Annotated in this window: 11 protein-coding genes; 5 read left to right on the top strand and 6 right to left on the bottom strand. The window is 73.0% G+C overall.

The window, feature by feature from the left end; genetic code table 11:
- Window positions 1–133: 133 nt before the first annotated feature.
- Complete coding sequence (locus ACZ3UD_RS01775) at window positions 134–2,599, top strand: Tex family protein (RefSeq protein WP_465581125.1); 2,466 nt, start codon at window positions 134–136, stop codon at window positions 2,597–2,599.
- A 73-nt stretch (window positions 2,600–2,672) separates the two neighbouring features.
- Here ACZ3UD_RS01775 and ACZ3UD_RS01780 read toward each other — a convergent pair whose 3' ends face one another.
- The 6 genes from ACZ3UD_RS01780 to ACZ3UD_RS01805 form a co-directional block, all read right to left on the bottom strand.
- Window positions 2,673–3,095 (bottom strand): SHOCT domain-containing protein, encoded by a 423-nt coding sequence (locus tag ACZ3UD_RS01780; protein ID WP_465581127.1) that lies wholly within the window; start codon window positions 3,093–3,095, stop codon window positions 2,673–2,675.
- Window positions 3,096–3,177: 82 nt separating this feature from the next.
- A complete protein-coding gene (locus tag ACZ3UD_RS01785; RefSeq protein ID WP_465581130.1) occupies window positions 3,178–3,762 on the bottom strand; it encodes an NUDIX domain-containing protein in 585 nt (194 codons plus the stop codon).
- Entirely contained in the window at window positions 3,759–4,916 is a 1,158-nt protein-coding gene (locus ACZ3UD_RS01790; protein ID WP_465581132.1) for a type III polyketide synthase, read from the bottom strand. Before ACZ3UD_RS01790 ends, ACZ3UD_RS01785 begins: the two co-directional genes overlap by 4 nt.
- A gap of 43 nt (window positions 4,917–4,959) precedes the next feature.
- Window positions 4,960–6,168, bottom strand: a complete 1,209-nt coding sequence (locus ACZ3UD_RS01795; RefSeq protein ID WP_465581134.1) for a cytochrome P450 — start codon at window positions 6,166–6,168, stop codon at window positions 4,960–4,962.
- A gap of 190 nt (window positions 6,169–6,358) precedes the next feature.
- The gene (locus ACZ3UD_RS01800; RefSeq protein WP_465581136.1) at window positions 6,359–7,060 is read right to left on the bottom strand and encodes a response regulator; all 702 of its coding nucleotides are present in this window, start codon (window positions 7,058–7,060) and stop codon (window positions 6,359–6,361) included.
- A gap of 11 nt (window positions 7,061–7,071) precedes the next feature.
- Entirely contained in the window at window positions 7,072–7,896 is an 825-nt protein-coding gene (locus ACZ3UD_RS01805) for a sensor histidine kinase (RefSeq protein WP_465581138.1), read from the bottom strand.
- A gap of 154 nt (window positions 7,897–8,050) precedes the next feature.
- On the opposite strand from ACZ3UD_RS01805, the gene ACZ3UD_RS01810 reads away from it, so the two are divergent.
- The 4 genes from ACZ3UD_RS01810 to ACZ3UD_RS01825 all read left to right on the top strand — a co-directional run bounded on the left by ACZ3UD_RS01810 (window position 8,051) and on the right by ACZ3UD_RS01825 (window position 14,176).
- Complete coding sequence (locus ACZ3UD_RS01810; protein ID WP_465581140.1) at window positions 8,051–8,776, top strand: ABC transporter ATP-binding protein; 726 nt, start codon at window positions 8,051–8,053, stop codon at window positions 8,774–8,776.
- Window positions 8,773–11,082 carry an ABC transporter permease gene (locus tag ACZ3UD_RS01815; protein WP_465581143.1) on the top strand — a complete coding sequence of 770 codons (2,310 nt, stop codon included), beginning with the start codon at window positions 8,773–8,775 and terminating at the stop codon, window positions 11,080–11,082. The genes ACZ3UD_RS01810 and ACZ3UD_RS01815 overlap by 4 nt, the downstream gene beginning before the upstream one ends.
- Before the next feature lie 103 nt (window positions 11,083–11,185).
- Entirely contained in the window at window positions 11,186–12,121 is a 936-nt protein-coding gene (gene hemC / locus ACZ3UD_RS01820) for a hydroxymethylbilane synthase (RefSeq protein WP_465581145.1), read from the top strand.
- A gap of 150 nt (window positions 12,122–12,271) precedes the next feature.
- A complete protein-coding gene (locus ACZ3UD_RS01825) occupies window positions 12,272–14,176 on the top strand; it encodes a serine/threonine-protein kinase (protein ID WP_465581146.1) in 1,905 nt (634 codons plus the stop codon).
- Window positions 14,177–14,186 lie beyond the last annotated feature (10 nt).

Genomic DNA, 14,186 nt, shown 5'->3' on the forward strand with positions numbered 1-14,186 from the left:
GCTCAAGCCTGATTGGGACCGCCGCGGGACCGCGCCACGCCCGCCGCCCCGGGTGCGGCCGGGAGCCGTCACCGGTACCTGCCAGAATGCAGGGCGTACGGCGAAAGCACTGAAGGAGAAGGTGACCGGCTTCGTGACCACGCCAGTCGAACAGGGGGCCCGGCAGGCCCAGCAGGTGATCGAGCGGAAGATCGCCGAGGAACTGGGCGTCCGCGAGGGGCAGGTGAAGGCTGCGGTCGACCTGCTCGACGGCGGCGCGACCGTCCCCTTCGTGGCCCGCTACCGCAAGGAGGTCACCGGCTCGCTGGACGACGCCCAGCTGCGCACCCTGGAGGAGCGGCTGCGCTACCTGCGCGAGCTGGAGGAGCGCCGGGCGGCCGTCCTGGAGTCGATCGAGGCCCAGGGCAAGCTGGACGACGCGCTGCGCGCCCAGGTGCTCGCCGCGGACTCCAAGGCCCGGCTGGAGGACATCTACCTGCCCTTCAAGCCCAAGCGGCGCACCAAGGCGCAGATCGCCCGCGAGGCGGGCCTGGAGCCGCTGGCCGACACCCTGCTCGCCGACCCGACGCAGGACCCGGCCACGCTCGCCGCCCGGTACCTGAACGAGTCGGTGGCGGACGGCCCCGCCGCCCTGGAGGGCGCCCGGGCGATCCTGGTCGAGCGCTTCGGCGAGGACGCCGACCTGGTCGGCTCGCTGCGCGAGCGGATGTGGACCAGGGGCCGCCTGGTCGCGAAGGTCCGGGACGGCAAGGAGGGCGACGGCGCCAAGTTCGCCGACTACTTCGACTTCGCCGAGCCCTACACCAAGCTCCCCTCGCACCGCATCCTGGCGATGCTGCGCGGCGAGAAGGAGGAGGTGCTCGACCTCGAATTCTCCCCCTACGACGGCGAGTCCGCGGGCGACCTGCCCGGCGAGAACGACTACGAGCAGCGCATCGCCGGCCGCTTCGGCATCGCCGACCACGGCCGCCCGGCCGACAAGTGGCTGGGCGACACCGTCCGTTGGGCCTGGCGCACCCGCATCCTGGTCAGGCTCGGCATCGACCTGCGCGGTCGGCTGCGCGCCGAGGCCGAGGACGAGGCGGTGCGCGTCTTCGCCGCCAACCTGCGCGACCTGCTGCTCGCCGCCCCGGCCGGCACCCGCGCCACCATGGGCCTGGACCCGGGATTCCGCACCGGGGTGAAGGTCGCCGTGGTGGACGCCACCGGCAAGGTCGTCGCGTACGAGACGATCTACCCGCACCAGCCCGCCAACAAGTGGGACGCGGCCCTGGGCACCCTGGCCGCGCTGGCGAGGAAGCACGACGTCGACCTGGTCGCGATCGGCAACGGCACCGCCTCCAGGGAGACCGACAAGCTCGCCGAGGACCTGATCAAGCGCCACCCCGAGCTGAACCTCACCAAGGCGATGGTCAGCGAGGCCGGCGCCTCGGTCTACTCGGCCTCGGCGTTCGCCTCGCAGGAACTGCCGGACCTGGACGTGTCGATCCGCGGCGCGGTCTCCATCGCCCGCCGCCTTCAGGACCCGCTGGCCGAACTGGTCAAGATCGACCCCAAGTCGATCGGCGTCGGCCAGTACCAGCACGACCTGAGCGAGGTGAAGCTCTCCCGCTCGCTGGACGCCGTGGTCGAGGACTGCGTCAACGCCGTCGGCGTCGACGTCAACACCGCCTCGGCGCCGCTGCTCACCCGGGTCTCCGGCGTCACCGCCACGCTGGCCGACAACATCGTGGCCCACCGCGACGCCAACGGCCCGTTCCGCACCCGCAAGCAGCTCAAGGACGTCGCCCGGCTCGGCCCCAAGGCCTTCGAGCAGTGCGCCGGCTTCCTGCGCATCCCTGGCGGCGAGGACCCGCTGGACGCCTCCAGCGTGCACCCCGAGGCCTACCCGGTGGTGCGCCGCATCCTCGCCTCGACCGGCGGGGAACTGCGCGAGCTGATCGGCAACAGCGAGCGGCTGCGCGCGCTGCGCCCGGCCGACTTCGCCGACGACACCTTCGGCGTCCCGACCGTCACCGACATCCTCGGCGAGCTGGACAAGCCGGGCCGCGACCCGCGCCCGGCCTTCCGCACCGCCGTCTTCAAGGAGGGCGTCGACAAGATCGGCGACCTGGAGGTCGGCATGGTGCTGGAGGGCGTGGTCACCAATGTCGCCGCCTTCGGCGCCTTCGTCGACGTGGGCGTCCACCAGGACGGGCTGGTGCACGTCTCGGCGCTGTCGAGGAACTTCGTCAAGGACCCGCGCGAGGTGGTCAAGCCCGGCGACATCGTCAAGGTCCGGGTGCTCTCGGTGGACGTGCCGCGCAAGCGGATCGGGCTCACCCTGCGGCTGGACGACGAGGTCGGCCGCGAGCGCGGGGACCGGGGCGACCGCGGCGGCGACCGGGGCGACCGGCAGGCCCGCCCGCCGCGCCAGGAGCGGCGCGGTGGCGGCCAGGGCGGTCAGGGCGGCCTCGGCGGGCAGGACCGGCGCGACCGGGGTGACCGTGGCGGCTTCGGCGGCGGCGCGCCGGCTAACAGCGCCATGGCGGACGCGCTGCGTCGCGCGGGCCTGGCCGGCGACGGCGGCTCGGGCGACCGGCGCTCCGGGCGGCGCTGAGGCTGGCGGCAGCGGAAACGGCCGGGGCCGGTGGGTGCGGGAAGCGCCCACCGGCCCCGGCCGTCCGGTCCGGTCACACCAGGAGTCTGTCCTTGGCCTTCTGGTACTCCTCGTCGGAGATGGCGCCCTTGTCCTTCAGGTCCGCCAGCCTCGCCAGGTCATCGACATGGCTGCGGCCGCCCTCCGGTGGTGTCCCGGCCGCCGCGTCCCGGACGTAGGCCTTGAACGCGGCCTCGGCCTGCTCGGCCTGGGCGACATCCCGCTTCCCCATGCCCTCGCCGCGCGCGATGAGGTAGGCCAGGACGCCGATCAACGGCAGGATGATCACCACGACCAGCCAGCCCGCCTTGCCCCAGCCGCTCAGGTCGTGGCTGCGGAAGACGTCGGTGATGATCTTGAACAGCAGGAAGAACCAGAGCACCCAGAGGAAAAGCTCCAGCATCGTCCAGAAGATGTTGAGCACCGGGTAGTCCAGGGCCAGCAGCTTGGTGTCCATAATCACGTGTTACCACCGCGAAACGGACAGTGCTCTCTGATGTTGGGCCGTTCCGGTGGTCTTCGGGTCCGGCGGGAATACCTCAGCCCCGCCCGGCCCGCTCGCGCAGCTCCACCGCGAGCCCGATCAGCTCGCCCCACCACGCGTCGTGCCCGGTGAGCAGCAGCTGCTGCGCCTCGGCGGGCGGGAGGGCCCGGACCTCGACCACCTGTTCGCCGTCCGCCGGATTGGTCGGCGCGGAGTCCAGCGCGACCTCGGCCCAGCCCCACAGCCAGGCCTTCTCCGGGTGCGGCTGCCACGGCCGGTACGGCACCGGGTCGTCGGTGCGGCAGCGGTGCGCGCCCAGCCAGGCCGGCTCGCCGAGCAGCCGGGCGCCGGCCTCCTCGCGCAGCTCGCGCTCCAGGCAGGCGTCGACGGACTCGTCCTGCTCCCGGGTGCCGCCGGGCAGGAACCAGTGGTCCCGGTCGTCCCGGCACAGCACCACGCCGCCGTCCGCGAAGCCGACCAGGTGGATGTTGGTGACCAGATCGTCCGGCGGCAGCACGGTGGAGAACTGCGCGTCGTAGCGGCCCCAGGCCCAGTACTGCGGCGCGTGCAGCGCGGGGAACAGGGCGGCGAGTTCGGCGGCTCTGGCGGCGGTGTCGGTGCGGTCCGTGGTGTCGGTCATTTGGTGATCGTAGTGCCGGTCGGGAAACGGTGGGGGTCGCTCTGGTGGACGAGGGTGATGTCGGAGGTGGAGATGGCGCGCGGCCGGCGGCGCTCCGGCTCGGCCGGGGCGCCGACCCAACTGCCCAGTGAGATCTCGGCGGTGATGCCAGGTCCGAAGCCGGCGATCAGCCCCCGGGTGCCCTCGGGCACGCCGCCGTCGGCGAAGAGCCGGGCGAGGGCGTCGAAGACGACGGCGCTGGCGATGTTGCCGCGCTCGGTGAGCGTGGCCCGGCTGTAACGGAAGGTCGCGGGCTCCAGGTTGAGGAAGTGGCAGAGGTCGTCCAGGATGCGCGGGCCGCCCGCGTGCACGATGTAGAAGCCCAGCCCGGAGACGTCCCAGCCGTGCTGTCCGGCCAGGCCGCGCAGCGCGGGGGCGAGCATCTCCATGGTGCCGGGCACCCGCCGGTCCAGCTGGAAGTGGAAGCCGGTGTCCTTGACCCCGTACGAGATCCAGTTCTCGGTGTCCGGGACGAGGTGCGAGCCGTTGCGCTCGACGTGCACCCCGCTGCCGCCCTGCCCGCGCATCACCACGGCGGCGATCGCGTCGCCGAACAGGCCGTTGGAGAGCAGCGAACCGACGCCGAGGTCGGTCGGCTGGTAGCAGAGCGAGCAGAACTCGCAGGCGACGATCAGCACGTTGGCGCCCGGGTAGGCGCGGCAGAAGTCGTCCGCCCGGTTGACGGCGGCGCCGCCGGCCGCGCAGCCGAGCTGGGCGATCGGCACCTGGCGGGTGTCGGAGCGGAACCCCATGGTGTTGATCAGCCAGGCGGTCATCGACGGCATCATGAAGCCGGTGCAGGACACGTAGATGATCAGGTCGATGTCCCGGGCGCCCAACTCGGCGTGGCGCATGGCGCGTTCGACCACCTCGGGGACGCGGGCCTTGGCCTCCCGCTCGTACACCCGGTTGCGGAGGGTGAAGCCCGGGTGGGTGAGGGTCTGCTCGATCGGCTGGACCAGGTGCCGGGTGCGTACCCCGGTGTTCTCGATCAGCCGGAGGGCCAGGCCGAGTTGGGGGTGGTCGGCGTGCAGGGTGCGGGCCAGGTCGAGGGTCTCGTCGAGGGTGATGACGTGTTCGGGTACGGCGATGGCGGGGCGGCAGAGTGTTGCCATGGTGTGGGTCTCCCCAGTCAGGAACGGTGTGGTGGGGGAGGTGCTACCAGGCGACGGGCAGTGTCCGCGGGAAGCGCCAGATCGAGCCGGAGTTCCAGTCGAGTTCGGACGGGTCGACGGCCAGGCGCAGCCCGGGGAAGCGCCGCAACAGGGTGCCGATGGCGACCTGCAGCTCCATCAGGGCCAGGTGCGAGCCGAGGCAGCGGTGCTGGCCGTGGCCGAAGGCCATGTTGACGGGCCCGGCGTCGCGGTCGAAGTCCAGCTCGTCGGGGCGCGCGTACACCGAAGGGTCCCGGTTGGCGGTGAGGTAGGAGACGTGCACGGCGTCGCCGGCCCGGATCAGCACCCCGCCCAGCTCGACGTCCTCGGTGGCGACCCGGGCGATGCCGGGGCCCTGGCGGAACGGGATGAAGCGCAGCAGCTCCTCCAGGGCGCGCGGCAGCATGTCCGGCTGGGCGCGCAGCTTGGCGAGCTGCTCGGGGTGGGTGAGCAGGGTGTAGGTGATGTTGCCGAGCTGGTAGGTGCTGGTGTCGTGGCCGGTGACCAGCAGGACCATCGCCATGACGGCCAGCTCGTCCGCGTCCAGCAGGTCCTCGCCGTCGCGGGCGGTGGCGAGCGCGCTGATCAGGTCCTCGCCGGGGTTCGCGCGGCGGGTGGCGGTGAGCCCGGTGAAGTAGGCGCGCAGGCCGGCCTTGGCCTCCTCCTGGCCCTCCCGGCTGCCCGGGCCCATCCGCATCATCGCGACGGCCCAGGCCCGCAGTCGGTCGCGGTCCCGCTCCGGGATCTCCAGCACCTCGCAGATGGTGGTGAGCGGGAGCCGGCTGGAGAGGAAGTGCATCAGGTCGGCCGGGGCGCCGTGCTCCTCCATCTCGTCGAAGTAGCCGTCGACGATCCGCTGGGTGGCCGGGCGCATCCGCTCGACCTGGCGGTTGGTGAAGCCCTGGGCGACCAGGCGGCGCAGCCGGTTGTGCTCGGGCGGGTCCATCAGGTTGATCGACTCGGCCTGGGCGATCGTGGCGGGCGTCATCCGCGGCAGGTCGCGGCCGATCCCGGCGGCGCGGCTGAACCGGCGGTCGGTGGTGACCACCTTGACGTCCTCGTAGCGGGTGGCCAGCCAGGCCTCGCCCTCGCCGTGCGGCAGTCGAATCCTCGCGATCGGGGCCTCGGTGAGCAGCCGCTTGAGGAGGGGGTCGAACTCCAGACCGTCGGTGTGGTGGAAGGGGCAGTCCCACACGGGGGCGGTGGTGGTCACGGGCCTGTCCAATTGTCTTCGTCATGCCGGGGTGATGCCGCGGCCCGGACGGTTCTTCACGGTTCGGGCCTGGACATGCAGATGTTCCCCCATGGACTGGCAAAAATGTGAATCCGCCGAACTGTTCCCCCTATCGAGTGAGATGGATGATGGTCATGCGAATTGTCTTGGCTGATACGAAAGTTGACGGTCAGCTTGCGTCGCCGGGTGAGACGAGTCCGGTCTCGTAGGCGAGCACGACCGCCTGGGCCCGGTCGCGCAGGGTCAACTTGGCGAAGATCCGGGCGACATGCGTCTTCACGGTCGACTCGCTCAGGGTCAGTTCGGTCGCCAACTCGGTGTTGGACAGGCCGCGTCCGAGCAGGCCGAGCACCTCCACCTCGCGCGGGGTGAGCGGCGCGAGGTCGCGGTGCAGCCGGGGCGAGTCCGCGCCGCGGGCGGCGGGGTGCGGGGCGCCGGCCGCGAAGCGCTCCACCAGGCGGCGGGTGATCGAGGGGGCGAGCAGGGCGTCACCGGTGTCCACCAGCCGTACGGCGGCGGCGAGATGGGCCGAGGTGACGTCCTTGAGCAGGAAGCCGCTGGCCCCGGCGGACAGCGCGGCGTAGACGTAGTGGTCGAGGTCGAAGGTGGTCAGCATGATCACCCGGCAGCCGGGGGCCTGGGCCAGGATGCGGCGGGCGGCCTCCAGGCCGTCCATGACGGGCATCCGGATGTCCAGCAGGGCCACGTCGGGCCGGTGCAGCACGGCGGCGGCCACCGCCTCGGCGCCGTCGGAGGCCTCGGCGACCACGTCGATGCCGCGCGCGGTGAGGATCATCCGGAAGCCGGTGCGGACCAGCTCCTGGTCGTCGGCGATCACCACCCGGGGGCGGCGCTGCTCGGTCTCTTCCACGGTCCCCTCCGTCAAGGCCGGTCCAGCGGGATGCGGGCGCGCACCCGGTAGCCGCCGCCGAGCCGGCGCCGGGCGTCCAGGTCCCCGCCGTACACCGCGACCCGCTCGCGCAGGCCGATCAGCCCACGCCCGGCGCCGTCCGCCTGCTTCGGCGCGGGGGCGGGCCCACCAGGTTCGCCGGAGAGCACGCTCGGCCCGCTGTTCAGCACCTCCACCCGCAGGTAGTGGTCCGCGTACCGCACCGTCACCTCCGCCGTCACCCCGTCCCCGTGCTTGAGCGCGTTGGTCAGCGCCTCCTGGATGATCCGGTACGCCGTCACGTCGATGCCGCCGGGCAGCGCCCTCGGCTCACCGGAGATCCGGACCTCTACCGGAAGCCCGGCGAAGGCGAACCGGTCGATCAGCGGGCTCAGCCTGGTCAGGCTCGGCTGCGGGGAGAAATCCTCCCGCTCCGGCTCCTCGGTGCCGTCCGCGGCCGGGGCGAGCAGGCCCAGCAGGTGCCGCAGCTCGGTCATGGTGTCCCGCCCGGCCGCCTCGACCGCGCCCATCGCGGCCGCCGCCTCCTCCGGCATGGTCGCCAGCACCTCGCGCGCGGCCCCGGCCTGCACCACCATCAGGCTCACGTTGTGGCTCACGATGTCGTGCAACTCGGCCGCGATCCGCGCCCGTTCGGCGTCCACGGCGGTCCGGGCCGCGCTCTCCCGCTCCCGCTCCAGCAGCCAGCCGCGCTCGCCGATCGCCTCCCGGTGCAGCCGCCGCGCCCGTACCAGCGCGACGCCCAGCCAGCCGGCGGCCGCGCAGGCCGCACCCGCCACCGCGACCGCCGCCCAGTCCAATCCCGTTCCCCACACAACGCCAGCTTCCCAGGTCAGCGCTTGATCGACATCATCCGGGGGTGCCGCTGCCGTACATCCCCGGTACTACGGCGACCTGCGGTTACACCCGGGGTGGGACGCCCGGCCCCGGCGGGCGCGCCTACCGTCGTCGACCATGAGCAACGACCACGACGGGACCACCAGGCCGGACGACGCGCAGTTCGTCGTCGAGCTGTCCGGGGTGCACAAGGAGTTCGGCGACGCCAGGGCGCTCGACGGCGTCGACCTGCGGATCCGGGCGGGCGAGGCGGTCGCCGTGATGGGCCCCTCGGGGTGCGGCAAGTCCACCCTGCTGAACATGGTGGCCGGGCTGGACCGGCCCAGCTCCGGCACCGTCCGGGTACAGGGGCAGGACCTCGGGCAGCTGAACGAGAACGGGCTGGCCCTGTTCCGCCGTCGCCACATCGGCATGATCTTCCAGTTCTTCAACCTGATCGACGACCTCCCGGCCCTCGACAACGTCGCGCTGGCCGCCCAGCTGACCGGCACCAGCGCCCGCCAGGCGCGCCGCCGCGCCCTGGAGCTACTGGACGAGCTGGGTGTGGCGCACCGCAAGGACGTCTACCCGGCCACCCTCAGCGGCGGCGAGCGCCAGCGGGTCGCGGTGGCCCGCGCCCTGATGAACCGCCCGGCGCTGCTGCTCGCCGACGAGCCGACCGGCGCGCTGGACAGCCGCTCGGGCGAACAGGTGATGGACCTCTTGATCGACCTCAACCAGATCGGGCAGACCCTCCTGATCGTCACCCACGACCCCAACCTGGCCACCCGCTGCGCCAGCCGGCTGGTCGAGGTGGCGGACGGCAAGGTGGCGCGCGAGCGGATGCTGGAGGCGTCGTCGTGACCGGAGCCGTGTGGCGCGCCTCGCGGGCGGCCGTGAAACGCCGTCGGGTGCAGACCATCGTGATCGGCCTGGTGGTCTTCTGCTCCACCGCGACCGTGCTGCTCGCCCTCGCGGTGATCAGCGCCGCCCGGGCCCCCTTCGACGCCGCCTTCGAGTCCGAGCGCGGCGCCCACGTCAGCGCCGTCTTCGACCCGGCCAAGGCCTCGGCGGAGCAACTGGCCGCCACCGCCCACCGACCGGGCGTCGAGGCGGCCGCGGGGCCCTTCGACGAGGCCGTGGTGACCATCCCCGAGGACTGGGTCGGCCACGCGCCGGGCCCGCTGACCCTGGTCGGCCGGGCCGACCCCGCGGCCGCGCCGGTGGACCGGGTGGAGGTGCTGGCGGGCCGCTGGGCCACCGCACCCGGCGAGGTGGTCATCGACACCCCGGGAGGCGGGTCGGCGAAGTACCTCGGCACGCCGATCACCACCAGCACCGGGCTGAAGCTCACCATCGTCGGCTTCGCGACCGACATGAGCCAGTCCGCCGGTGGCTGGGTCACCCCCGAGCAGGCGGCCGCCCTGCACCCCACCGGGCGGCAGATGCTCTACCGCTTCACCGACGCGGCCACCGAGCAGCAGCTCACCGCCTCGCTCGGCAACACCACCGAGGGCCTGCCCGGGGACGCCGTCGCCAGCGCCCAGTCCTACCTGGTGCTCAAACAGGCCTTCTCGGCGGGCGCCGACGCCTACCTGCCGCTGATGACGGTCTTCGGCGTGCTCGGCCTGATCGTCGCCGCGCTGATCGTCGGCAACGTGGTGAGTGGCGCGGTGGTCTCCGGCTACCGGCACATCGGCGTGCTGAAGTCGATCGGCTTCACCCCGCGCCAGGTGGTCACGGTCTACCTGACCATGGTCTCGGTGCCCGCGGTCGTCGGCACCGTCCTCGGGACGGCGGTCGGCTGGGTGGCGGCGACCCCGATCCTCCATACCGCCTTCTCCGGGATCTCGACCGGCACCGCCGTGATCGAGCCGGCCGGCTGGCTGCCCGCCGCCACCCTGGTCAGCGTCCCGCTGCTGGTCGCCCTCGCCGCGCTCGTCCCCGCCTCGCGGGCCCGTCGGCTCTCCGCCGCCCAGGCCATCTCGGCCGGCAGCGCGCCGCGCACCGGGCGCGGGCTGAAGGTCCAGCGCTGGCTGAGCGGCACCCGGCTGCCGCGCTCCGTCAGCCTCGGCCTCGGCCAGCCCTTCGCCCGCCCGGCCCGGACCGCGCTGACCATGGCGGCGATCGTGCTCGGCGTGGTCACCGTGACCGTGACCACCGGGGTGACCAGCACCCTGGCCAGGTCCATGACCGCGCCGGACAGCTACACCCACGTCGACGTGCTGACCAGCGCCTTCTCGGAGAACAAGATCGCGCCCCGGCTGACCCAGGAGCAGACCGAGGCGATGCTGCACGCCACCCCCGGCGCCGACCAGGTCTCCGTCCGCGGTTTGGTCCGGGTCGGCATCGCGGGCCAGCCCCAGCTGGTCTTCGCCGACTTCTACGGCGGCGACGCCATGGCCGACCACCGGCGGCTGAACGTGGTCGAGGGGCGACCGGCGACCGGAGTGGGCGAGGCCGAGGCCGGTCCGGGCTTCCTCGACCAGCACGGGCTCAAGCTCGGCGACCGGATCACCCTGCTCCTGGACGGCCGGCAGACCACTGTCACCCTGGTCGGCGAGGAGGTTCAGGGCAACCCCAACGCGATCACCTCCAACGACGCCACCCGGGCCCTGCTCACCCCCGACCGGCACGTGGTCGAGTACGACGTACGGCTCGCCGCCGGCACCGACGCCGAGGCCTACCGAAACGCGGTCTCGGCCGCCGACCCGAGCCTGTCGACATCCGTGGTCACGGCGGGCTCGGAAGGGTCGATCGTCGCGATCAAGACCTTCAACACGACCTTCAGCGTCCTGCTGTCGGTGGTCGCCGCGCTCGGCGTCTTCAACACCCTGCTGCTCACCATCCGCGAACGTCGCCGGGACCTCGGCATGCTGAAGGCGATCGGGATGACACCCCGGCAGGTCGTCGGGATGACGGTCACCTCGGTGGCCTGGCAGGGCGTGGTCAGCGGGATCATCGGCATCCCGGTCGGGATCCTGGTGCACCGGCTGATCGTCGAGAACGTCGCGATCATCGACTTCTCGGAGACGATGATCGACGTCTGGGGCGCCCCGCTGCTCGCCGCCCTCGCCCTCGCGGGCGTCGCGATCGCCGTCCTCGGCGCGCTCGTCCCGGCCCGCTCGGCGGCCAGGCTGCCGATCGCCGAGGTGCTGCACAACGAGTGAGCCCGCGTGGTGCGCGGACGGCCGGGCGGCCTCGCTGCCCGGCCGTCCGGCGCGTTGACCTGACGTCAGCTCAATCACCCGTGAGAGCCCCTATCATCACGCCATGGCCACCGCTGAGCTGATCCGCATCGTCTCCCGCTCCTCGCCCATGGCGCTCGCCCAGGTCGACCGGGTCCGTGCCGAACTCGCCGCCCTGCACCCGGGACTGCGCACCGAGGTGGTGCCGGTCACCACCTCCGGCGACCGCTGGACCGGGGACCTCGCCCGGCTGGGCGGCAAGGGCGCGTTCACCAAGGAGGTCGACGCCGCGCTGCTCGCCGGGGAGGCCGACGTCGCCGTGCACTGCCTCAAGGACGTGCCCGCCGACCGCCCGCTGCCCGCCGGCACCGTCTTCGCCGCCTACCTGCGCCGCGACGACATCCGCGACGCGCTCGTCCACCCCGGCGGCCTGACCCTGGCCGAACTCCCGCCCGGCACCCGGATCGGCACCTCCTCCGTCCGCCGCATCGCCCAACTCGCCGCCTCCCACCCGCACCTGGAGTGCGTCCCGATCCGCGGCAACGCCAACAGCCGGCTCGCCAAGCTGGCGGCGGGGGACGTGGACGCGCTGCTGCTCGCCGTCTCCGGCCTGGAGCGGATCGGCGAGCCGGAGCGGATCACGGAGGTCCTCGGTGTCGAGGAGATGTGCCCGCCGATCGGCGCCGGCATCCTCGTCCTGCAGTGCCGCGAGGACGACGCCGCGACCATCGAGGCCGTCACCGGCCTCGGCCACCACGACACCTGGCGCGAGGCCGCCGCCGAGCGGATGTTCCTGCACGTGCTGCAGGGCCACTGCAACAGCCCGATCTCCGGCTACGCCAAGGCCGAGGCGGACGGCCGGCTCTCGCTGCGCGGCCGGGTCTTCACCCCGGACGGCAAGCGGGTGCTGGACGCCCACGAGTGGGCCGGCGCGCTCAGCCCGGAGGACCTCGGCACCTCGGTCGCCCTGGCGCTCAAGCGGCAGGGGGCGCAGGAGCTGATCTCCTCGATCCCGCACTGAGGCCGGTGGCGCCCGGGTGTGATCTTTTTGCGTCCATCAGCTGTTCCGTCGCGCCTGCTGCTGACATGATTCGGATTGCGCGACAGCGCAACTGACGTTGAGTCAGGTTGGATCCTGAGAGTGCGGGGCGGGCTACGCCGGGGGGCGGACGTGGAGCCGTTGAGACCAACCGATCCGACGACCGTCGGCGGCCGCTACCGGCTGCTGGCCCGGCTCGGCAGCGGCGGGATGGGGATCGTGTACCTGGGGCGCTCGCCCGGCGGGCGCCTGGTCGCGGTCAAGTGCGTGCACTGGGACCTCGCCACCGACCCGCGCTTCCGGCTCCGGTTCACCCAGGAACTGGAAGCCGCCCGCCGGGTCGGCGGCTTCCACACCGCCCAGGTCGTCGACGCCGACCCGGACGGCGACCCGCCCTGGCTGGTCACCGCCTACATCCCCGGCCCGTCCCTGGAGACGGCCGTCGACACCCACGGCCCCCTGCCCGAACCGGTGTTACGGGTGCTCGGTGCCGGGCTGGCCGAGGCGCTGGAGGCGATCCACGCGGTCGGGCTGGTCCACCGCGACCTCAAGCCCTCCAATGTGCTGCTCAGCGACGACGGGCCCCGGGTCATCGACTTCGGCATCGCCCGCGCCCTCGACGGCGCCTCCATCACCCGCACCCAGACCGTCATCGGCACCCCCGGCTACATGGCCCCCGAACAGATCGCGGGCGAGCAGATCACCCCGGCCTGCGACGTGTTCAGCCTCGGCCGAGTGCTCTGCCACGCCTCCGGCGGCGACCCGTACGGAGGCGGCGGCAACCCGCAGATCCTGCTCTACCGGATCCTGCACACCGAGCCGGACCTCAGCAGCGTGCCCGAGGCGCTGCGCCCGATCGTCGCCTCGTGCCTGGCCCGCCGCCCGCAGGACCGGCCCACCCCCGGCCAACTGCTGGAGCGGCTCGGGCCGCCCGCGTACGACGGGCCGACCGGCTCCTGGCTGCCGGAGGGGCTGCGGGCGAAGCCGTCGGTGCCGGAGGCGCCGCTGCTGGACCCGACGGTGGCTCCCGTGACGGGTAGCTTCGGGCCGCCCGTGCCCGTACCGGCGGTGCCGCCCACCAGGGTGCCGACCATGCTGGCCGGGGACCAGGACGGGATCGCCGGCTGGGCGCCGACCGAGCCGACGGAGTCGGCCGAGGCGGCCCGGCGGCGCCGGGTGCGGCGGCTGTGGGTGCTGCTGCCGAGCCTGCTGGCGCTGGTCGCGGCGGCGGTGGCGGTGCCCCTGTACCTGACCCGTGACCGGGGCAACGCCGGGCTGCCCAACGGTGGCTTCGTGGTCGCCAAGGACGACGGCAGCCCGCCGGACTGCGTGACCGGCGGGACGACGTTCAGCGGCGTCGGCGGCACGCCCGGTGCCGTCATGCCCAGCCAGGCCGTGCCCGTGACCGTCCCCAGCGGCACCGCGCACCCTCCCGGCCTGGTCGCCCCCGGCGACAAGGACACCCTGACGCTCGGCCAATCGCTGGAGCTCAGCTGGGCCAAGACCGGCTCGGTCACCCGGGTCTTCACCAAGCTCGGCGACGCCGACTGGAAGGCCTCCGGCTGGCTCATCTCCGCCAACTGCACCTTCAAGCCCACCGAGGCCGGGGTCTACCAGTGGGCCGTGATCAGCTCCAATACGTCGACCGGCAGCATCGGCAGCGGCTGGAGCGCGACCCGCTACCTCAACGTGCGGGCACCCGAGAACCACTCCGTGAACCCGGTCAAGGACGCACCCTCCGCCCCGATCCCGGTGACCCCGGACGACCAGGCGGTGGTCAGAGCAGGCCAACCGGTCCTGCTCACCTGGGCGGCCTCCGGCACCACCTCGGCGGTGAGCGTCCTGCGCCCGGGCGCGGGGGACTGGGACCACCTGGCGTGGCAGAAGGAGCAGAGCGTGAGCTACACCCCCCAGACGCCCGGGACGTACATCTGGGTCGTCTACACCTCGGGCCCGGGGAGCTGCTTGGGCGGGCCGTACCGCGACGGCTCCTGCGTGAGCGGGGCGAGCGAGCAGCGGTACCTGGTCGTCCAGTGAGGCCCGACGG

This window comes from Kitasatospora sp. NPDC023118, assembly GCF_055560875.1.

What these genes read in the sequence shown, in the direction of transcription:
- ACZ3UD_RS01785 (WP_465581130.1), bottom strand. Translation starts at nt 3,762, where the DNA reads ATGACCGACACCACGGACCGCACCGACACCGCCGCCAGAGCCGCCGAA.
- hemC (WP_465581145.1), top strand. Translation starts at nt 11,186, where the DNA reads ATGGCCACCGCTGAGCTGATCCGCATCGTCTCCCGCTCCTCGCCCATG.
- ACZ3UD_RS01790 (WP_465581132.1), bottom strand. Translation starts at nt 4,916, where the DNA reads ATGGCAACACTCTGCCGCCCCGCCATCGCCGTACCCGAACACGTCATC.
- ACZ3UD_RS01780 (WP_465581127.1), bottom strand. Translation starts at nt 3,095, where the DNA reads ATGGACACCAAGCTGCTGGCCCTGGACTACCCGGTGCTCAACATCTTC.
- ACZ3UD_RS01810 (WP_465581140.1), top strand. Translation starts at nt 8,051, where the DNA reads ATGAGCAACGACCACGACGGGACCACCAGGCCGGACGACGCGCAGTTC.